Origin of the sequence: Actinomadura sp. NPDC049382, assembly GCF_040677125.1 — a bacterium.
Classification (GTDB): Bacteria; Actinomycetota; Actinomycetes; order Streptosporangiales; family Streptosporangiaceae; genus Spirillospora; species Spirillospora geliboluensis.
On sequence record NZ_JBFARO010000151.1, the window covers coordinates 1 to 19162 of the forward strand.

The window sequence follows — 19162 nt, forward strand, 5'->3', positions numbered from 1 at the left end:
CCCGGAGCGGCCCTCGCCCCGGTGACGCGGCCGCGCGGCGTCACCGTCCCCGGCTACCCCGCCACCGCGCTCGGCGACGAGGACGGCCCCTGGCGCCGCGCCCTGCCGGCCGCCCGCGAACTCGGCGCCGACACCTCGGTGTTCTGGGACGAGGTCGCCGAGCACGGGCTGCGCGTCCCCGCGTCCTGGCTCGCCCACGGCGGCTGGCCGGCGCTGTGGTCGCGCGCCCACGCCCGCCGCAGGTAGACCGGGGCCGCCGCCGGGTCACGGCCGGCGGAAGATCGTGATGGAGTGGCCGACCTCGTCGACCGGCTCGCTGGAGGCGATCAGCGGGACGAGGCGCGGGTCGTCCTTGGCGATCCAGCTGTCGGAGACGACCAGCAGGCCGCGCACCCGGTCCGGGGGCGCGGTGAGCGGATCGGACGCGCGGATTCCGTAGTAGGACGGGACGCCGCTGCCCTTGTAGGCGAGCCACACCGCCTCGCCGGGGTAGCGGTCGCGGAGGCGGTCGGCGAGCCGACCGAGGTCCTGGCCCCAGTCGACGTTGGAGTCGTGCAGGTACCGGTGCGTCCCCGCCGGGCCGCCGAACGCCTCGTTGGAGTACGGCAGGTAGTACGGGAACGCGCGCAGCGAGCTGACCGCGACGAACAGCACGAGCGCCGCCGTCGCCGCCCTGATCCACCTCCGCCGGACGGCCGTCGCCCCGGCCGCCGCCACCGCCAGGAACATCGGCAGGAAGATCACGTACCGGACGCCGAGGTCGCGGGCGCCGGTCATCGCCACCGCCAGCAGCACGGCCGGGGGCGCGAGGACGTACGGCGCGGCGGGCCGCAGCCGGGGCAGCGCCGCCAGCGACGCCGCCCCCGCCGCCCACAGGGCGAGCGCCCCGAGCGGCGTCTTCACCAGCAGCGCGCCGGGCAGGTAGTACCAGCGCGACCCCCGGTAGGTGTCGCCGAACAGGAAGCTCGTCCAGGTCAGGTCCTCGAAGCCGAACTGGACGCGCATCCCGTCCCGGAACGGCCTCGGGAACGGCAGCAGGTCGACGGCGAGCCCCCGCAGGCCGCCGATGGCGGGGACGCCGCCGGGCGCCGTCCACCGCAGGCGCGGATCGACGGCCAGGTAGCTCGCCCACACCACCGCGACCGCGAGCGCCGCGACGCCGCCCGCCGCCAGCACACCCGCGAGGACGGGCCGTCCGGCGCCCCGCGACCGCCGCGACCACCAGACCGGCACCGCGACCAGCACCAGCAGCACCGGCACGGCGGGAAGCGCGCTCATCTTGGTCGCGACGGCCGCGCCGAGCGCCGCCCCCGCGAGCGGCGCGCAGAGCCGGGGCCGCCGCCGCGCCCGCCACGCCAGCCACACCGACGTCAGCAGCAGGCCGGCCGCCGGGACGTCGAGCGTCGCCAGCGACCCGTGCGCGATGACGCCGGGGGAGAACGCGTAGAGGGCCAGCGCCGCCACGCCACCGGCCGGGCCCGCGAGGTCGCGGGCGAACGCGAACACGACCAGCCCGAACAGCAGGGTCAGCGCGATGACCGGCAGCCGCGCCGCCAGCAGCACCCGCTGCGCGTCGTTGCCCGACTCGTACAGGAGGTGCCGTCCGACGTCCTGCTGCGTACCGGTGAAGGACGGGTCCAGGCGGGCGCCGCCGAGCACCGCCCCGGCGCCGATGAGCAGCTTGCCGAGCGGCGGGTGCTCCGCGTTGTACCGCAGGTCGTGCTCGCGCAGGTAGACGACGCCCGTGCCGACGTACACGGGCTCGTCGATGGTCGGGGACTGCCGGACGGCCGTGGCCGCCATCGCCACCGCCATCTGCGCCAGCAGCGCCGCGACGACGGCGAGGAGGGTCAGCCGCCGAACGCGGTGAGGAAGCGGTCCCGGAACGCGCTCATCGGCCACACCGGGGTGTCCTTGCCGGGGCGCAGCCCGTCCTGCCAGTTCCATCCCGAGATCCTGTCCAGTACGGCCTTGTCCTTCGCGACGATCGTGATCGGCACGTCCCGGCTCGCGCCCGCACCCGTGATCAGCGGCGCGGGCTGGTGGTCGCCGAGGAACACCAGCACCGTCCTGTCGTTGCCGTAGGTCTCCAGGTACGACACGAGCGTGTTCAGCGTGTACTCGATCGACTTGCGGTACTCGGTCCGGATCCGGCCGCCGGCGGGCCACGGCGCGTCATAGCCCTTGCCCATCCCGGTGAAGACCGAACCGTCCCCGACCTGGTCCCACGGGACCAGCCGGGGGATCGACGCCCACGGCGCGTGGCTCGACACCAGCGCCGTCTCCGCCATCACCGGCGCGCGGTCCTTCGCCGCCAGCTCGGTGCGCTGCAGGGTCGACAGCGTGTACTGGTCCGGCATGGTCGCGAAGCTGAACCGGGGGCCGCGGTATCCGAGGTTGCGGTCGTCGTAGACCTTGTCGTAGCCGAAGAACTTCCCCTCCGGCCACGCCCGGGTGATCGCGGGCATCAGCGCGACCGTCCGGGCGTCGGCCCGGTGGAACGCCCCGTTCAGCGTCAGCCGGTCGCTGTTCACGAGCGTCCGGTACCGCTGCTGGTTGTCGACCCACAGCCCGGACAGCAGGGTCGCGTGGGCGAGCCAGCTCCCGCCGCCCGCCGTGGACGAGGTGAGCCATCCGCTGCGGGCGCCGAACCCGGCCTTGCGGAGCCGCTCCGACCCCTGGTCCAGGACGGCGCCGACCTGCGGCGCGTACTGCGGGCTCTCCACCGCCGAGCGCCCGTAGCTCTCCACGAACGCGAGCACGACGTCCTTGCCGCGCAGCCCGGTGAGCAGCTTGTCGTCGGGGGTGTTCCGGAACCGGTCGACGGCGGCGGCCTTCGCGAACTCCTCCCGGTCGTTCAGGCTCTCCCGCACCTGCCGCGCGTGGTCGTAGGCGAGCACCGCCGCGCTCCGGGACGCGACCGGCACGCCGTCCACGAGCTGCGCGCCGAGCACGGCGCACACCACCCAGACCACGCCCAGCACCGCCGCCGCGCGCGCCGCCGCCCGGTCGTGCCGGACGGCGACGCCGCCGAGCCGCAGCGCCGACAGCGACATCAGCGCCACCACCCCGGCCGCCAGGACGATCGTGACGATGACCGCCGCGATCGCCCCCGCGGGCCCGGCCGACTCGCCCACGAACTCCACGGCCGGACGCAGCAGCGGCCAGTCCAGCACCAGGTCGAACGGCCGGACGAGGACCGCGTCGAACCCGATGTCGAGCACCTTCAGCACGAACACCACGCCGAGGACGGCCCCCGCCGTCCCCGCCGCGTAGCGCCTCGCCCGCGCCGGGACCACGAGGATCAGGACGACGCCGAGCACGCCCTCGATCGGGACGCGCACGAACGCGCCCGGTGTCAGCCGGGCGTACTCCGCCGGGGTGACCAGCGCGACCAGTACCAGCAGGAAGGCCGCCACGGTCAACGCCCGCGCCGCGATCCGGCGGCGCCGCCCGGCCCGGCCGTCCTGTTCCTGCGGCCCCGTGTCCTGCTCCTGCGGGACGGTGTCCTGCGCGTTCTCGTCTGTCACCCGCTTCGCGCGGCTATCGGTGGTCAGCTCGTCCTCCAAGGGCTCGGTCCCCCGCCGCGTACGCGACACCAACAGCACGTCCGCTCGGAGCCCGCCGGTTCAACCTTCCCGGCCGGGATCGTGCCGGTGCCGATGAGTTTTTTGCACGGGGGATGTCGAGAACACGGGGGCGGCTCCGATCCACTGGTGAGCGGCGCCGGAGGGGCGCCCCGACAGGGAGGCAACGCCATGGGAAAGGTCACCTGCGACATCGGCATCTCCGTGGACGGCTTCGTCGCCGGCCCGGACCAGCGGCTGGAGGTGCCGCTCGGCGAGGGCGCCGAGCGGCTGCACCGGTGGATGTTCGAGCAGCCCGAGGAGAACGCCGAGGTCATCGAGAAGATCACCGCGGCGGGCGCGTTCATCATGGGCCGCAACATGTTCGGCCCGGTGCGCGGCACCTGGGGCGACTCGGACTGGACCGGCTGGTGGGGCGAGGAGCCGCCCTACCACGCGCCCGTGTTCGTCCTGACGCACCACCCGCGCGAGAGCGTGACGATGAAGGGCGGCACCACGTTCAACTTCGTCACCGACGGCATCGAGGCCGCCATGGAGCGGGCGCAGCAGGCCGCCGGGGACGAGGACGTGGCCGTCGCCGGCGGCGCGCAGACCGTGAACCAGTACCTGAAGGCCGGGCTGATCGACGAGCTGCGGCTGCACATCGCGCCGGTCGTGCTCGGCGCGGGGGAGCGGCTGTTCGAGGGCGTCGGCGACCTCCCCCTCGAACCGGTCGCGGTCTCCCGCACCGACCTGGTCACCCACGTGACCTACCGGTTCAACCGGTAGCGGCCCCGGCTTCCGGCGGTTCGGCCGCCCGGATCACCGTGAGGAGCCGGGCCACCTCGGCGGCGACCGCGTCCCGCCCCGCGGCGATGTAGCGGCGCGGGTCCACCAGGGCCGGGTCGGCGCCGAGCCGGTCCCGGACGGCGCCGGTGTAGACCTTGTTGAGGTGCGTCGCGATGTTGATCTTCGTCATGCCGTGCTCGACGGCGGCGGTGAGCGCGCCGTCGGGCACGCCGGACGAGCCGTGCAGCACCAGCGGGACGGGCACGGCCGCCGCCAGCCGGGCGATGAGCGGCAGGTCCAGGACGGTGTCGCGGGTGAGCATCGCGTGCGAGGTGCCGACCGCGACGGCGAGGGCGTCCACGCCCGTCGCGGCCACGTAGCCGGCGGCCTCGCCGGGGTCGGTGCGGGCGTGCGGGGCGTGGACGCCGTCCTTGCCGCCGATCTCGCCGAGCTCCGCCTCCACCCAGACCCCGGCGGCGTGGCAGCGCGCCGCGACCTCGGCGGTGGCGGTCACGTTCGCGTCGTGGGGCAGCCGGGACGCGTCGAACATCACCGACCCGAACCCCAGCTCGACGGCCTCCCGGACCAGGCCCGCCGACGTCGCGTGGTCCAGGTGCGCCACCACCGGCACGGCGGCGGCGCGCCCGACCGCGAGCACGGCCTGCGCGATCGGCGCGAGCGCGCCGTGGTAGGCGGCGCAGTTCTCGCTGACCTGGAGCACCACGGGCGCTCCCGCCCGCTCCGCGCCGGCGACGATCGCCTCGGCGTGCTCCAGCTGGATCACGTTGAACGCGCCGAGGCCGCGCCCCCGCGAGGGGACGGCCTCAGCCATGGGGACGAGCGGCATGGTTCTCCTCGGATCGGAGGGTGACGCGCGCGAGGAGCGCGGGGAGGGCGGCGGCGTCGAGCTCGCCGGCGACGGGGGAGCGGACCGCGCAGGCGGCGAGGGCGACTGCGCGGCGCAGCCGGTCCGGCCACGGCAGGCCGCCCGCGAGGCCCGCCGCCAGCGCGGCCACGAGCGCGTCGCCCGCGCCCGTCGGGTTGCCCGGCTCCGGGCGGTCGAGCGCGGCGCGCAGGGCCCCGTCGGGGGTGTGGGCGAGGACGCCGTCCGGGCCGAGGGAGGCGACGACCGCGCCGGCGCCCGCCGCGCGCAGCGCCCGGATCCCGGCGGCGGTGTCGCCGGTGCCGCTCGCGCGGGCCAGCTCCTCGGCGTTCGGCTTCACCACGTCGGGCCGTCCCGTGACGCCGAGCCGCAGCGCCTCGCCGTCGGCGTCCAGGACGACCGGGCCGGGGGCGCGCCGGGCCAGGTCGGCGTAGGCGTCCGCCGGGACGCCCGGCGGCAGGCTCCCCGACAGGACGACCACGGCGGCGTCCGCGGCGAGGGCGTCGTAGCGGCCGAGGAACGCGTCCCATTCCGGGGCGGTCACGGCGGGGCCCGGCTCGCAGTACATCGTCACCTCGGGGCCGACGACCGTGACCGTCCGGCGCGACTCCGCGGCGACCGGGCTGAACGCGGCGGGGACGCCGAACGCGGCGAGCCCCTCCTCGATCTGCCGGCCCGCCGCGCCGCCGGCCAGCCCGGTCGCGACCACGTCGTGGCCGAGGCCGTGCAGCACCCGGGCGACGTTGACGCCCTTGCCGCCGGGGCGGCGGTGCACCGCCGCGACCCGGTTGACCTCCCCGGAGCGCGCGTCCGGCACCTCGTAGGTGTCGTCGAGCGCCGCGTTCAGCGTGACCGTGACGATCATCCGTCGGCGTCCAGGATCACCGAGCGGGTCAGGTGCCGGGGGCGCTCGGGGTCCAGGCCCGCCGCCTCCGCCAGCGCCACCGCGAGCCGCTGCGCCCGGACCAGGTCGGCCAGGGGGTCGGCGGCGGACGCGCGCAGCGTCCCGCCGGTCGCGGCGACCTGGCCGGCGAGGCCGTCCGGCAGTTCGCCGAACATCCACACGGCGCGGCCGGGGCCGGTGATGCTGATCGGGCCGTGCCGGTACTCCATCGCCGGGTACGCCTCGGTCCAGAAGCCCGCCGCCTCGCGCATCTTCAGCGCGGCCTCCTGCGCGATCCCGACCGTCCAGCCGCGGCCGAGGAAGGTGATCTGCCCGGCGGCGAGCAGTTCGGGCGGCAGCGGGTCGGCCACGGCCGCCTCCGCGTCGCCGATGGCGGCGTCCAGGTCCTCGCCCAGGTGGGCGCGCAGCAGCGCGAGCTGGGTGGTCGCGAACCGGGTCTGGACGACCGACTCCTCGTCGGCGAACTCCAGCGCGATCACCCGGCCGGCGCTCGCCGACACCGGGGTGTCCGGGTCGGCGGTGATCGCGGTGGTGGGCACGGTGCCGGCGAGCCGGTCGAGGAGCTCCAGAACCTCCGTCGTGGTTCCGGACCGGGTCAGCGCGAGCACCCGGTCGTAGCGGCGGCCGGCCGGCATCTCCGAGGCGGCGAACGCGTCGGTCTCGCCGTGCCCGGCACTCTCCCGCAGCGCCGCGTACGCCTGCGCCATGTACAGCGAGGTGCCGCATCCGACGACCGCGACCCGCTCCCCGCGGGCCGGCAGCGCGTCCCCGGCCCCCGCCGCCAGCCCGGCGGCCCGCCGCCAGCACTCGGGCTGCGCGGCGATCTCGGACATGATGCGGGTGCCGGCCATGGAATCTCCTGACGTGAGTCGAGCTGTTCCGAGCACGGGGGAGCAGCCGCGCGGCCCGCCCGGACCGCCGGTCCTCCCCGAGGGTGCTGTGCGGTTTGAGACTCTATGCTTACTTCTGCTCATAAGTGAAGAGAAAGAAGCAGAATCCATCATCTGAGATAGGAAACCGTGCCTTGTGTGCGCGAACCGTGCTGGAAGGCGCTGCGCGAAGGCGACGGGATCGGGCGGCTTGCGCGCAGCCTTGAGAGCCCACGGGCACTCGGCGCGCGCAGGGGCCGGACCTACTCGTCAGCCGTTGCTCGGCTGGTTCTGCCGCACCACCCGGACGAACCGGACGTCAAGGTCGTCGCCGTCGCCGGTGGTGATCCGGAAGTCGGTGCCGCCGGCCAGCTGACCGGCGAACGCGGCCCGGGGGATCCGGAACGTCGCGGTCTTCCACGCCCCGTCGCCGGTGCGCCGCACCTGCGCCGTACGGCCGCCCTCATGCTCGATCCACCAGGCGCCCTTGCCCGCGTCCCGGTACGTCACCTTGATCTGCACCGGCTCGTCGCGGCCGTGCAGGAACCGGTCGTCCAGGTCGAAGTACAGGGACGTCTGCCCGTGCGCCCGGTCGGTGCTCAGCCCCTCGTAGGCGGTGCCGTTCTCCTTGGACAGGACGTTCTTGTGGACGTCCGCCGTGGAGCGGCGGGCCTTGCCGTCCGGCCGGACGTCGCGCTGCACGAGCCAGCGCTCCAGGTTGCGCACCCAGGGCCGCGTGGCCCACGCACGTTCACCGGTGAAGGGGCCGGTGTTGTCGCGCCAGTAGGTGTCCTCGGCGTCGCGCAGCGCCGCCCACGCGTCCGGTGACGTGGACGCGGTCTTGCCGATGCTCAGCCGCACCCACTCCCAGTGGTCGCGGTACTGCCTCATGTAGGACGGCCCCGGCACCACGTAGACCCAGTTCATCCGCAGTTGGAGCGCCTTGAGGTTCGACTGCCGCACCGCGTAGTACGGGTCACCGGTCTTGTATCCGCAGTCGTTGTAGCACTCGTTCTCGGTCGCGACGATGTGCTTCCCGTCGTGGACGGGCAGGCTCTCGTCCACCGTCATGTGGCCGTCGGGCTGGATGCGGCTCCCGTACGAGGGCGCCTCGTTCAGGTGGACGTTGAACTCCTCCGTGATGCCGGTGCGGATGCTCAGGCCCGCGTCCACGGCCTGCTTGGCGAACAGGTCCGTCTTCGAGCCCCACGGCCCCCACGGATAGTCCTCGCCGGTGAACACGAGCTTGCCGCTGTACGGGCCGAAGATCCCGGCCAGGTCCCGCCAGGCGTGCCGGTACCACGACTGGTACTTCTCGAACGTCAGCCCCTTCTCGACGGCCTGGGCGACGACGTCGTAGTCGTACTCCGCCCAGGTGAACGCGCCCGGCACGTAGACGAACTTCAGCCGGGGGTCCGCGCGCAGGCCCTTGTCGGCGAACAGCTTCCGGTAGAGGCCGAGGAGCCGCCCCCAGACGCACTCGTCCCAGATCGGCAGGTGGTACTGGCCGTCGTAGTCGGGGCCGATCGGCTCCACCCGGCACTCGGCGGCGACCCACGCGGGCGCCCAGTCCGTCCCGCTGGCGAAGACGCGCATCCAGAACGGCCGGCGGTCGGCGAGCTGCTCGCCGAGCGGGGCGAGGTCCATCTCCTGCGCGCTGCCGGTCGTGCCGGACGACACCTGCCCGGGGCCGTCCGGCTGGAGCTGCCGCCAGGTCACGTCCAGGCCGCGCGTGTCGACATGGGCGCCCGGCGCGGCCTCCTCGGAGAAGAACCCGGAGTTCGGGGAAGGCCGGACCCAGCCCGGCAGCGTCCAGTCGTCACCTGCCCGCACCCGGACGCCGCCGGTCACCTCATCGTCCCCGGAGCACGCGCTGGTGACGGTGAACGCCACCATGAGGCTCATCAGGGCGGCGACCGCCCGTTTCACGACGGACCGGTCCGGCGCAGCGGCGGGCCCTCGTGCGCCTTCCCCAATGCGTCGCACAGTTTCCTGATCTCCTCCAAAGGGAGCGTAGCGGTCTCACCGGGACGGCCGAGCCGGGTGCCCCGCGGTCAGGGCCAGCCCTGTATTCCGGCGCCGTACGGGTAGAGCGGGTCGCCGTAGCCGGTGGGCGGCGGCTGGCCCGCGTCGATGTGCGCGCGGATGTCGGCGCGCTGCCCGGCGGTCGCGCCGAGGTCATAGGGGATGTTCCAGTCCTCGACCGCGTCCTCGGGCCGGTCGATGCCGCCGGGTTTGAGGATCTGGTCCACGCCGCGAGGGAGCTGCCACGGCAGCCGCCCGCGCGGCGCGTAGTCGCCGAAGAGCAGGCCCGCCGTCGCCGGCCCCACCTCCTCGCCGCCCCGGTAGGTCATCACGATGGCGTCGGCGAGGCCGTTCCATTCGCTGATCACCGTCGGCCGCGGCAGGTCCATCACCACGACCACCGGGACCCCTTGGTCGTGGAACTGCCTGATGAGCGCGAGCTGGTCGGGCGGAAGGTAGGGCTGCTCGTTCACCCAGGCCGTCCGGTGCGTGTAGGAGGGTTCGCCGACCGCGACGATCGCGAGATCGGGTGCGGGGGCGCTGTCCTGGTGGACGGTCACGCCCGCCTTCGCCGCCCGCGCCCTGATCGCGTCCAGCAGGGTGAGCGAGCCGTGGTCCGGGTGGAAGTAGCTCGTCCAGATGCAGCACGCGGTGCCGTCGGCGGCGCGCGGCCCGGCCACCACGATGTCGTCGCCCTCCCGCAGCCTGATCGGCAGGACGCCGCCGTTCTTCAGCAGGGTGATCGACTCCCGCGCCGCCTGGTTCGCGAGGGCGGTGTAGGACGGCTGGTGGAACCGGTAGGGACCGTTCACCGGGTCGCCGTACGGGCGGTCGAAGATCCCGAGCGTGAACTTCAGCCGCAGCACGCGCCGGACCGCGTCGTCGATCCGGCCGATGGGCACCTGCGCGGTGAAGTCGGCCAGCGAGAACCCGGCCGCGCCCGGGTCGGCGCCGCCCATCACGTCCGACCCGGCGTTGGCCGCGCTGATCCACGCCGACGACGGCAGCCAGTCCGTGGTGATCAGGCCCGTGTAGCCGAGCCGGTCGCGCAGGTACCGCAGGATCGGGGCGCTGTTCCCGGCGCCGGGCCCGCCCGGGTCGAGGTACTTGCTGCCCGCGTACCCGGGCATGATGTTGACGGCCCCCGCGTCGAGCGCGGCCCGCCACGGGATCATGTGGTACTTGATCGTCACGGCGTCGTAGGTGATGCCGGCCTCGCCGCCGGCGCCCTCGCCCGGCCAGTGCTTGACGGTCGCGAGGACGGAGCCGGGGTTCAGCTCCGGCCCGCCCTGCAGCCCGGCGACCAGCGCGCGCACCTGCGCCGCAGCGACCTCGGCGTTCTCGCCGTTGCCCTCCTGGATGCGCGGGTACAGCACCTTGGTGCCGACCTCGGCGAGCGGCCCGAGCACGCCGCGCGTCCCGACCTCCAGCTGCTCGCGGCGCTGCATGTCGCCGAGCCGGTGGTCGAGCGGGTAGTCCTTCGCGGCGGCCAGGGCGCTCTGCAGCGGATAGGTGGTCTCGTACCCGGCGATGGTGTCGCCCGCCGACACCGGCGGGATCCCGAGGCGCGTTCCGGCCGCGCCGCGCAGCACCGCGTCCAGGTCGTCCGGCTGCGCCGGGCCGAAATGCCAGCCCGACCGCGGGTACGCCTGCGCGTTGTAGAACATCTGGTACGCCTTCTCCTCGGCGGTCATCCGCCCGAGGAGGTCGGCGACGCGCTCCTCCACAGGACGCCGCCAGTCCTCGTACGGCTCGATCGAGCCGTTCTTGTTGAGGTCGCGCGCGCCGTTCACGACGGCCACGCCGTCGTCGACGGTCTCGATCTCGGGGAGGTAGACGCTGAACGTGCGGACGTCCGACGTGGTCCGGGCACCGGAACCGCTCACCGCGACGACGAACCACCGGTACGTCCACCGGTCGCCGATGTCCCAGGACGGGGTGTAGCCCGTCCCGGTCGTCTCGGCGACCTTCGTGTAGAGGTCCAGCAGCGGGCCGGACGCGGTGAAGTCGTAGTCGGTGCGGCTGACGTTGAGCCACACCTCGTAGCGCGCGGTGCCGGACACCGCCGCCCACGACAGCGCCGGGCGGCGGGTGCTCGTCACCATCGCGCGGTCGGCGGGCGCCGCCAGCGCGAACTGGCCGGTCGTGGCCGGTGCCCTGGTGGGCGGCGACAGCAGCGGGGGAGCGGTGGACGAGGAGTCGACGCTGCCGAAGACCTGGAACTCCCACAGCGAGTAGCCGTAGCCGGTGGCGCGGGCCGTCCCTGTGAACCGGATGTAGCGGCCCCTGCCGGTGACGGCGAGCCTCTCGATTCCGCCCTTGCCGGTGGTCGTGGAGTAGACGGTCGTCCAGGACGTCCCGTCGTCGGAGACGTCGAGGCGGTAGCCGGTCGCGTAGGCCGCCTCCCAGTCGAGCGTCACACCGGTGATGGCGGCCGTTCCGCCCAGGTCGACCCGCAGCCACTGGTCGTCGCTGAACCTGCTCGACCAGCGGGTCGTGACGCGCCCGTCCAGCGCCGCCGCCGGGGCGTTGCCGCCCTCCCATGATGACGCCGCCACCTGCTTGAACGCCGAGATCGGCGTCGTCCCGGGCGGCGGCGGCTCCGACCCGCCGTCGCCGTACACCGAGAACTCCCAGAGGGAGTACCCGTAGCCGGTGGCGCGGGCAGTGCCGTACATACGGATGTAGCGACCAGTGCCCGTGACATTGAGGGTCTGGTTCCCGCCAGTGGCATTGGCGGTGGCATACACGGTCGTCCAGTCACTTCCATCACCGGACACCTGAACCTGAAAGGCAGTCGCATAAGCCGCCTCCCAACTCAAAACAACCTGGCTGATGCTCTTACTCTCACCCAGGTCGATCCGCACCCACTGCGGGTCGCTGAAGGCGCTCGACCAGCGGGTTCCGGTGTCGCCGTCCACGGCGGCGGAGGCGGGGTAGGCGGCGCCCTCGGTGGACGAGGCCGTCGCAGACTTGTTCAGCGAGAGCAGTGTGGCCGCATGGGCGGTGCCGGGCGGAACGGCCAGGAGCGCGGCAAGCACCGCTAACGCCGAGAAGGCGCTAGCGATCCGTTGAGTCAGCGTCATCGAACCCTCCCGGCCTACCAGCCGACGGCGACGAGCAGGTACTGCGGGTCGCCGTGCGAGACGAAGGACGAGCGGCCCGCGTAGTCGTCGTACGGGAAGCCGTACGCGAGACCGCCGATCGCGTGGTCGTGCCAGAACTTCGCGTAGTAGTTCGCGGGTGTCGCCTTGTAGAACAGCGACGGGTCGGACCACTGCGACCGCGGCAGCTGCGCCACATGCCGGTTGATCGCCGAGCATGTGGCGGCGTCCTCCCGCAGCGGCCCCGCGCAGCCGGTGACCTCGGCGGTGGTGGCGGAGACGCCGACGGACGCGGCGTACCCGGTGAAGTAGTCGGCGTGGGCACCGCCGGGCCGGAACACGGCCGCGTTCCCGGGCGACGGGATCCGGTACGGCGCCTCGACCGCGGCGAGCGAGTCGAACTCGGCCGGGACCTCGTCGACGAACCGCTGGAAGGTGGCCGCGCGGTCCTCGGCGAAGGTGGCCTGGTCCTCGCCCACCGACACGTCGTACCCGTCATGGGCGTGCAGCCGCATGGCGAGCTTCAGCCCGAATCCGTCGACGCGGGTGGTGTTGCCGTTGAACACGTCGGAGCCGACCGTGAACTCGATGAAGTCCTGGTAGCGACTGGTGGGCGACCCGAGGTAGAAGTACATCCGCCCGGCCGAGTTGACCGGCATGTCCAGGTAGGGCTGCTCGGCGATCGAGTGGGTCTGCCCGTTGAAGCTCCAGTACACCTGGCTGTCGGGGTATTTCCCGTTCGTACGGTTGAGGACCTTGACCGTGAGGACGTTCCGCGCCGGTGGAATGGTCGAGGTGTCACCCCAGAAATCGTCCGCCGGCGGCGTCGAATCCGCCGTATGGACGCCGAACGTCCAGAGCGAATAGCCCCACTGAGTGGCGCGACCGGTCCCGTACATACGAATGTAGCGACCAGTGCCCGTGACATTGAGGATCTGGTTCCCGCCAGCGGCATTGGCGGCGGTGTATACGGTCGTCCAGGCGTTGCCATCCCCAGAGACCTGGATCTGAAAGGCGGTCGCATACGCCGCCTCCCAGTTCAAAACGACCTGGCAGACGTCCTTGCTGGCTCCCAGATCGACTTGGAGCCACTGAGGGTCGCTGAAGGCGCTGGACCAGCGGGTTCCAGTGTTGCCGTCGACGGCGGCGGAGGCGGGGAAGGAGGCGTTCTCGGTGGACGAGGCGGTGGCCGGGCGGTTCAGCGCCGCGTCCGCCGACCCGCACGCCGCCGCGGTGGCGGGAGCGGTCAGCGCCAGGCAGCCCGGGACGATCAGGGCGAGGGCGGTCATTGCCGAGGGGAGCTTCACTGGCATCTCCACTTCGAGGGAGTGGTCAGGAGATGTGAGGGACCCCCTTCGGGCCCGCCCGAGGCGCGGGCCCGAAGGGAGGAAGACCGGTCGTCAGGGGAAGCTGACGACGTTGGCCGGGACGGTGGCCGTGCCGGACGCCTCCGGCCCGGTGTCGTTGATGACGTGCCGGATGACGCCGTTGCCGCCCAGCGACACGGTCAGCAGGTCGTGGAACCGCACGCCGGACCGGTTCGGCACCTCGAACCCGCGCGCCGCCACGATCGACGGGTTGACGTTGAAGTAGCAGTAGCTCCCGAGGCCCCAGCCCTCGTGGGCGGTCACCGAGTCGGCGACCTTGTAGGCGGCGTAGCCGTCGGGCGAGTCGCTCCGCCACGCCGACTGGCTCGGCGGGTCGTACGGCATCTCGTTCTGGAAGAAGACCGTCCGGCCGCGCTCGCCGTTCCACACCAGCTGGTACTTCTGGTAGTGCTCGACGAACAGCCCGTACGCGGTGACGTCGTCGCCGTTGACGATGACGCCGTTGTCGGCGGTGTTGACCGTCCAGCCGACGCCGGAGCCGTGGTCGGCGCGCCACGCCCAGATGTGGTCGAGGAGCGCGTCGTCGCTGTTGACGACCAGGCTCTTCGACGCCTTGCCGGCCCCGGCGCCGCCGATCCGGAAGAACACGTCCTGCACCGACGCCGGATCTCCCGCGTGGTCGGCGGACGAGCCGTCCGGGCCGAGCCGCAGCAGCACCGGCGAGTTGACCGGACCGGCGTCGAACAGCAGCCCGGCGAGCTTGACACCGTCCACATCACCGACCGTCATCGCCGTGACGCCGTTGTCGGGGATCAGCGTCGGGTACCCGATGCCCAGCACCACCGTGTCGGGCCGCTTCACGTCGATCGTCTGGCCGAGGTGGTAGATGCCGGGCGTGAACAGCAGGTTCAGGCCCTGGTCCAGCGCCGTGTTGATGGTCGTCGCGGAGTCGCCCGGCTTGGCGACGTAGAACCGCGACAGCGGGATCGACGTCCCGGGAGTGGCGCCGCCGGACCAGGTCGTCCCGCGCGAGTTGCGCCGCAGCGCCGGGACGAACACCTGGTAGGCGCCGGCGGAATCGACGTACAGGTACGGCTTCTCCCGCGTCACCGGGCTGGTGTCCAGGGTCGTGTAGGGCGGGTTCGGGAAGCCCTGCGCGGGCGCGCCCTCCACACCGGAGAACACCATGTTCCACACGCCGTTGAGGTTGCCGCCGATGCGGCTGTCCCTCGTCAGCCACTGCTGCTGCGAGTACGGCTGCACCTGCCCGTCGATCCGCGAGTCGGCGATGTAGCCGCCGCTCGCCCAGCCGTAGCCGGTGGGCGCGAGGTCGAGGTCGCCGCGCACGTGGATGCGGCGGAACGGCGCAGCCTGCGACACCGCCCACCGGTCCGCTCCGCCCGTCGGGGTGATCGACAGGTTCTCGGCGGACCGCCAGAAGTTCTGCGTCGCGTTGCCGCCGAACCAGCCGGCGTCCACGGTGACGCCGCCGTTGATGGTGACGTCGTCGGGGTTGCGGCCGAGGCCGGCGATCGAGGTGTAGAAGCCGATGTTCGCGTTGACGTTGTAGCTGCCGGGTTTGAACAGCAGCGCGTACCGGGCCGTCCCGAACTGGTTGCCCTCCTGCTCGCGGAAGACCGCGTCGAGCCTGCCCTGGATGTCGGACGCGCTCATCGACGGGTCGAACACGATCACGTTGGGCCCGAGGTCACCGCCGCCGGGCAGCGTGCCGCCGGAGCCGGTGTGCACGGCCATGCCGAACAGCGAGTAGCCCCACTGAGTGGCGCGGGCGGTGCCGTACATCCGGATGTAGCGACCAGTGCCCGTGACGTTGAGAATCTGGTTCCCGCCGGTGGCGTTAGCAGCGGCATACACGGTCGTCCAGGCGTTGCCATCCCCAGAGACCTGGATCTGGAAGGCAGTCGCATAGGCCGCCTCCCAGTTCAGAACAACCTGGCAGACGTCCTGGCTGGCACCGAGATCGACTTGGAGCCATTGAGGGTCACTGAAGGCGCTGGACCAGCGTGTGGCCGGGTTGCCGTCGACGGCGGCGGAGGCGGGGAAGGAGGCGTTCTCGGTGGACGAGGCGGTGGCCGGGCGGTTCAGCGCCGCGTCCGCCGACCCGCACGCCGCCGCGGTGGCGCGTCCGGCGGGGACGGCGAGGGCGACGGCGAGCAGCAGGGCGAAGACGCCCGCGGACCAGGATCTCCTGGCCGGCGCGCGCGGTGGGACGGGATGCATGCGCATCTCCTTCGAGGGTGGGGTGGTGAGCGGGGCCCCTCAGATCCGGGTTAATTCACAGCATGATTTAAAGCGTGGAATATGTACCCGTCAAGGGCGGGCCGCGGCCTACCGCGCCGGAGCGGCGCCCGGACGGATTGAACTCCCTCCCACCGGGGCGCGTATCCCCACGCGTAGATCGAGGCCCCGGAACCGGGAGGGTTCATGAGCGTGAGGAACAGCCGGCTGCGCACGGCGGTGACGACGGCCGCCGCGGCCGCCGGATCCGCCGGGCTCCTGGCCGGCGCGCTGTACGTGGTGCACGCCCAGTCGGACTCCGGCGACCGCGCGGCGAGCCTCGCCGGCGACGCCCAGGCCGGCCGCCGCACGACCGCCCAGGGCACCGACCGGGCCGCGGCCACGGCCGCCCGGCTCGCGGACCGGCTCGGCGACCGCACAGCCGGCGCCTACATCGACTCCGCGGGGCGGCCCGTCGTGACGGTCACCAACGAGACCGACGCCGCCACCGTCCGCGCGGCGGGCGCCGTCCCCGAGATGACGCGCCGCAGCCCCGCGCGGCTGCGCGAGGTCACCGCCGACCTGCGCCGCTCGTTCGCCGACATCCCCGGCACCGGCTGGGCCGTCGATCCCGCCACCTCGAAGGTCACCGTCTGGACCGACGCGTCGGTCACCGGCGCCCGGATGGCGGCCGTCCAGCGCACCGCCGAGCGGATGGGCACGGCGGTCCGGATGGTCCGCTTCCCCGGCCGCCTGCACACCCTCGCCCTAGGCGGCGACCCGATCTTCGGCCAGGGTGCCCGCTGCTCGCTCGGCTTCAACGTCGAACGGGGCGGGCAGCCGTTCTTCCTGACCGCGGGGCACTGCGGCAACGCCGTGCAGACCTGGACCTCCGACCAGCAGGGCGGGCAGCCCCTCGGCACCACCGTGCAGAGCAGCTTCCCCGGCAACGACTTCGCGCTCGTCCGCGCGGAGGAGGGCGCCGCAGGCGAGGGCGCGGTCAACCTCTACAACGGGCAGGCGGTGGACATCACGCAGGCGGGCGAGGCGGTCGTCGGCCAGCGCGTCGTCCGCAGCGGCAGCACCACCGGCGTCCGCACCGGCCGCGTCCTCGCCACCGGCGCCACGGTGAACTTCGCGGAGGGCACCGTCACCGGCATGATCCAGACCAGCGTCTGCGCCGAGCCCGGCGACAGCGGCGGCCCCCTCTTCGCCGGCGACACCGCCCTCGGCCTCACCTCCGGCGGCTCCGGCGACTGCCAGAGCGGAGGCGTCACGTTCTTCCAACCGGTGACCGAGGCCCTCGAGGTCTTCGGCGCCGACGTCACCTGACCCACGCCCACGCGCCCCCGCCAAAACCTCGGCAGGGGGCGCGGCGCCACCACGACACCGAGACCACCTGCTCATGTCCCCACTCCTGGCGCCGGTGCGGAGCCGACTGCCATAGTTCAGTCCACCGCGCCGCCCGGCCGATCGAGGAACATGATGAGGATCGTCATCGCCAGTGCATCGGGGCAACTCGCCCGCGCGACCGCGAAATACGCTCTGGAAAAGGTACCGCCAGGTGACGTCGTCATGGTGACCCGCGATCCGGCCGCGCTCGCCGAGTTCACGGATCGCGGCGTGACCGTCCGGTACGGCGACTACGACCGCCCGGAGTCGCTGCCCGCCGCGTTCGAGGGCGGCGACCGGCTCCTCCTCGTCAGCCTCCATGAACTGGGCCATCGCGTCACCCAGCACAAGAACGCCATAAATGCGGCCAAGAGTGCAGGTATCCGGCATATCGTCTACACGTCGTACATCATGGTCGATCCCGACTGCCCGTCCACGGTCGTCCCCGACCACCTGCGGACACACGAACTCCTCGACGAGTCCGGCCTCGACGTCACCTATCTGCGCAACGGCCTCTATGCGGAGACTCCCGTCACTCAGATCCTCCCGCCCGCGATCGCCCGCGGCGTCCTGGTGGACAACACCGACCACGCCCGCGGCGCCTTCGTCCACCGCGACGACTGCGCCGCCGTAGCCGCCGAGGTGCTGACCTCCAGTGGCCACGAGGGCCAGACCTACGACGTCACCGGTCCCGAACTGCTCAGCTTCGCCGACCTGACCGCCCTGGCGGCCGAGGTCTCCGGCCGTCCCGTCGCCTACCAGAGCGTGGACGACGAGAGCTTCGACGCCGTTCTGCGCGAGGCCGGCGTCCCCGACGACGTCCGCGGCATGATCGTCTCCTTCGGCACCGCGCTCCGCGCCGGCTACGGCGAGCCCCTCACCGACACCGTCGAGCGCCTCACGGGCCGCCCGCCCCGCCCGATCGCCGACCTGATGGAGCGCCACCGCGACCTGCTGGCCGGAGCCTGACCGCAAACGGCCCAATTCCCACATTGACCGGCAAGACGCCACGCACCACGATTTCCTCCAACAAAGGGGGAATTCATGAAACGCATTATCGCCGGCCTGGCGACCGGCGGCCTTCTGCTGCTGGGTGCCTGCGACTCGAACGCCGCCGCCCCCGTCGAAGCGGCGGCGTCCGGATCACCGTCGTCCGCGAGCACGGCACCGGCGACCACCCCCGCCACGACAGCGCCCACCACCACGCCCACTACTCCGGCGATGGTGAAGCGCAAGATCACCACCACCCGCAAGATCTCGTTCAAGACCACGAAAACGAACGACCCCACCCTCGCCGCGGGCAAGACCCGCGTGCGCAGAAAGGGCGTCGCCGGGGTGAAGACGCTGACCTACGAGGTCACGTACAAAGACGGCACGGAGACGTCCCGCAAACTGCTCGGCGAGAAGATCACCAGACCTCCGGTGACCCGGATCATCGCCGTGGGCACCAAGCGAGCCCGCTCGTGCGACCCGAACTACAGCGGCGCCTGCGTCCCGATCGCGAGCGACGTCGACTGCGCAGGCGGCAGCGGCAACGGCCCCGCCTACGTCCAGGGCCCGGTCCGCGTGGTCGGCTCCGACATCTACGACCTGGACCGCGACGGTGACGGCATCGCCTGCGACACCTGACCCCCACCACCCGCACCCCGCCCAGAAACGCCCCCAGTTCGCCGAGCCATGGGCCCACGGCAACACGTCGCCAAAGCAGCGACACCGACCAGCCCACCGAGCAACGAACCCGCGCACACCCCGCCACCACCACAAGAACCGAAGCCGGAAGGGGGCGAGGGGCGGAGCCCCAAAACAGAACCCCGCACATGCGGCACCAAAGGAAGACCTGAGCTGGGAGGGACCTGTCAGCACCACTCGAACCCGAACTGGGCGGGGGGCGAGGGGCGGAGCCCCAAAAAAACAGACCCCCGCACCAACCGGTACGGAAAGAAGGACCTGAGCCGGGAGGGGGGCGTGGGGGGGGGGGGCCCCCCCCACGGGGGGGGGGGGGGGGGCCCCCCCGGGTAAAAATAGATATACTGGGGGGGTGTGGGCGCCGGGGGCCCCCGCCAA

14 protein-coding genes are annotated in these 19162 nt (G+C 72.7%); 5 read left to right on the forward strand and 9 right to left on the reverse strand.

Features of this window, described 5'->3' with window-relative positions:
• Positions 1 to 246, forward strand: a 246-nt coding sequence (locus AB0K34_RS41230; protein WP_364554136.1) for a hypothetical protein, incomplete at its 5' end; no start/stop codon positions are given.
• 18 nt (positions 247 to 264) lie between these two features.
• On the opposite strand, the gene AB0K34_RS41235 is transcribed toward AB0K34_RS41230, so the two are convergent.
• On the reverse strand, positions 265 to 1902 hold the full coding sequence (locus tag AB0K34_RS41235; protein ID WP_205719138.1) for a phospholipid carrier-dependent glycosyltransferase: 1638 nt from the start codon (positions 1900 to 1902) through the stop codon (positions 265 to 267).
• The gene (locus AB0K34_RS41240) at positions 1851 to 3569 is read right to left on the reverse strand and encodes a sulfatase (RefSeq protein WP_171068890.1); all 1719 of its coding nucleotides are present in this window, start codon (positions 3567 to 3569) and stop codon (positions 1851 to 1853) included. Before AB0K34_RS41240 ends, AB0K34_RS41235 begins: the two co-directional genes overlap by 52 nt.
• A gap of 189 nt (positions 3570 to 3758) precedes the next feature.
• Here AB0K34_RS41240 and AB0K34_RS41245 point away from each other — a divergent pair, with 189 nt between their 5' ends.
• Entirely contained in the window at positions 3759 to 4355 is a 597-nt protein-coding gene (locus AB0K34_RS41245; protein ID WP_138635366.1) for a dihydrofolate reductase family protein, read from the forward strand.
• On the opposite strand, the gene AB0K34_RS41250 is transcribed toward AB0K34_RS41245, so the two are convergent.
• The 7 genes from AB0K34_RS41250 to AB0K34_RS41280 form a co-directional block, all read right to left on the reverse strand.
• On the reverse strand, positions 4345 to 5202 hold the full coding sequence (locus tag AB0K34_RS41250) for a class II fructose-bisphosphate aldolase (RefSeq protein ID WP_138635365.1): 858 nt from the start codon (positions 5200 to 5202) through the stop codon (positions 4345 to 4347). The two genes, AB0K34_RS41245 and AB0K34_RS41250, sit on opposite strands and share 11 nt — an antisense overlap.
• Positions 5180 to 6103 carry a hexose kinase gene (locus AB0K34_RS41255; RefSeq protein WP_138635364.1) on the reverse strand — a complete coding sequence of 308 codons (924 nt, stop codon included), beginning with the start codon at positions 6101 to 6103 and terminating at the stop codon, positions 5180 to 5182. The genes AB0K34_RS41250 and AB0K34_RS41255 overlap by 23 nt, the downstream gene beginning before the upstream one ends.
• Positions 6100 to 6993, reverse strand: coding sequence for an SIS domain-containing protein (locus AB0K34_RS41260; protein ID WP_301177844.1), 894 nt, complete (start codon positions 6991 to 6993; stop codon positions 6100 to 6102). The genes AB0K34_RS41255 and AB0K34_RS41260 overlap by 4 nt, the downstream gene beginning before the upstream one ends.
• Positions 6994 to 7281: 288 nt before the next feature.
• The gene (locus tag AB0K34_RS41265; protein WP_138635363.1) at positions 7282 to 8940 is read right to left on the reverse strand and encodes a hypothetical protein; all 1659 of its coding nucleotides are present in this window, start codon (positions 8938 to 8940) and stop codon (positions 7282 to 7284) included.
• Positions 8941 to 9065: 125 nt separating this feature from the next.
• A complete protein-coding gene (locus AB0K34_RS41270) occupies positions 9066 to 12077 on the reverse strand; it encodes a discoidin domain-containing protein (RefSeq protein WP_240807312.1) in 3012 nt (1003 codons plus the stop codon).
• A 59-nt stretch (positions 12078 to 12136) separates the two neighbouring features.
• Entirely contained in the window at positions 12137 to 13429 is a 1293-nt protein-coding gene (locus AB0K34_RS41275) for a beta-1,3-glucanase family protein (RefSeq protein WP_240807310.1), read from the reverse strand.
• Positions 13430 to 13540: 111 nt separating this feature from the next.
• Complete coding sequence (locus AB0K34_RS41280; RefSeq protein WP_205719136.1) at positions 13541 to 15709, reverse strand: discoidin domain-containing protein; 2169 nt, start codon at positions 15707 to 15709, stop codon at positions 13541 to 13543.
• A 204-nt stretch (positions 15710 to 15913) separates the two neighbouring features.
• Between AB0K34_RS41280 and AB0K34_RS41285 the strand changes: the two genes are divergently transcribed.
• From AB0K34_RS41285 to AB0K34_RS41295, 3 genes are all read left to right on the forward strand, one after another.
• Positions 15914 to 17038 (forward strand): S1 family peptidase, encoded by a 1125-nt coding sequence (locus AB0K34_RS41285; RefSeq protein WP_364554142.1) that lies wholly within the window; start codon positions 15914 to 15916, stop codon positions 17036 to 17038.
• A 153-nt stretch (positions 17039 to 17191) separates the two neighbouring features.
• Complete coding sequence (locus AB0K34_RS41290; protein ID WP_364554146.1) at positions 17192 to 18067, forward strand: SDR family oxidoreductase; 876 nt, start codon at positions 17192 to 17194, stop codon at positions 18065 to 18067.
• 75 nt (positions 18068 to 18142) lie between these two features.
• Complete coding sequence (locus tag AB0K34_RS41295) at positions 18143 to 18727, forward strand: G5 domain-containing protein (RefSeq protein ID WP_364554144.1); 585 nt, start codon at positions 18143 to 18145, stop codon at positions 18725 to 18727.
• Positions 18728 to 19162 lie beyond the last annotated feature (435 nt).

Bases quoted from the DNA above. Each gene is read 5' to 3' on its own strand.
- AB0K34_RS41275 (WP_240807310.1), bottom strand. From the start codon at position 13,429: ATGACCGCCCTCGCCCTGATCGTCCCGGGCTGCCTGGCGCTGACCGCT.
- AB0K34_RS41260 (WP_301177844.1), bottom strand. From the start codon at position 6,993: ATGGCCGGCACCCGCATCATGTCCGAGATCGCCGCGCAGCCCGAGTGC.
- AB0K34_RS41295 (WP_364554144.1), top strand. From the start codon at position 18,143: ATGAAACGCATTATCGCCGGCCTGGCGACCGGCGGCCTTCTGCTGCTG.
- AB0K34_RS41290 (WP_364554146.1), top strand. From the start codon at position 17,192: ATGAGGATCGTCATCGCCAGTGCATCGGGGCAACTCGCCCGCGCGACC.
- AB0K34_RS41280 (WP_205719136.1), bottom strand. From the start codon at position 15,709: ATGCATCCCGTCCCACCGCGCGCGCCGGCCAGGAGATCCTGGTCCGCG.
- AB0K34_RS41250 (WP_138635365.1), bottom strand. From the start codon at position 5,202: ATGCCGCTCGTCCCCATGGCTGAGGCCGTCCCCTCGCGGGGGCGCGGC.
- AB0K34_RS41255 (WP_138635364.1), bottom strand. From the start codon at position 6,103: ATGATCGTCACGGTCACGCTGAACGCGGCGCTCGACGACACCTACGAG.
- AB0K34_RS41285 (WP_364554142.1), top strand. From the start codon at position 15,914: ATGAGCGTGAGGAACAGCCGGCTGCGCACGGCGGTGACGACGGCCGCC.
- AB0K34_RS41245 (WP_138635366.1), top strand. From the start codon at position 3,759: ATGGGAAAGGTCACCTGCGACATCGGCATCTCCGTGGACGGCTTCGTC.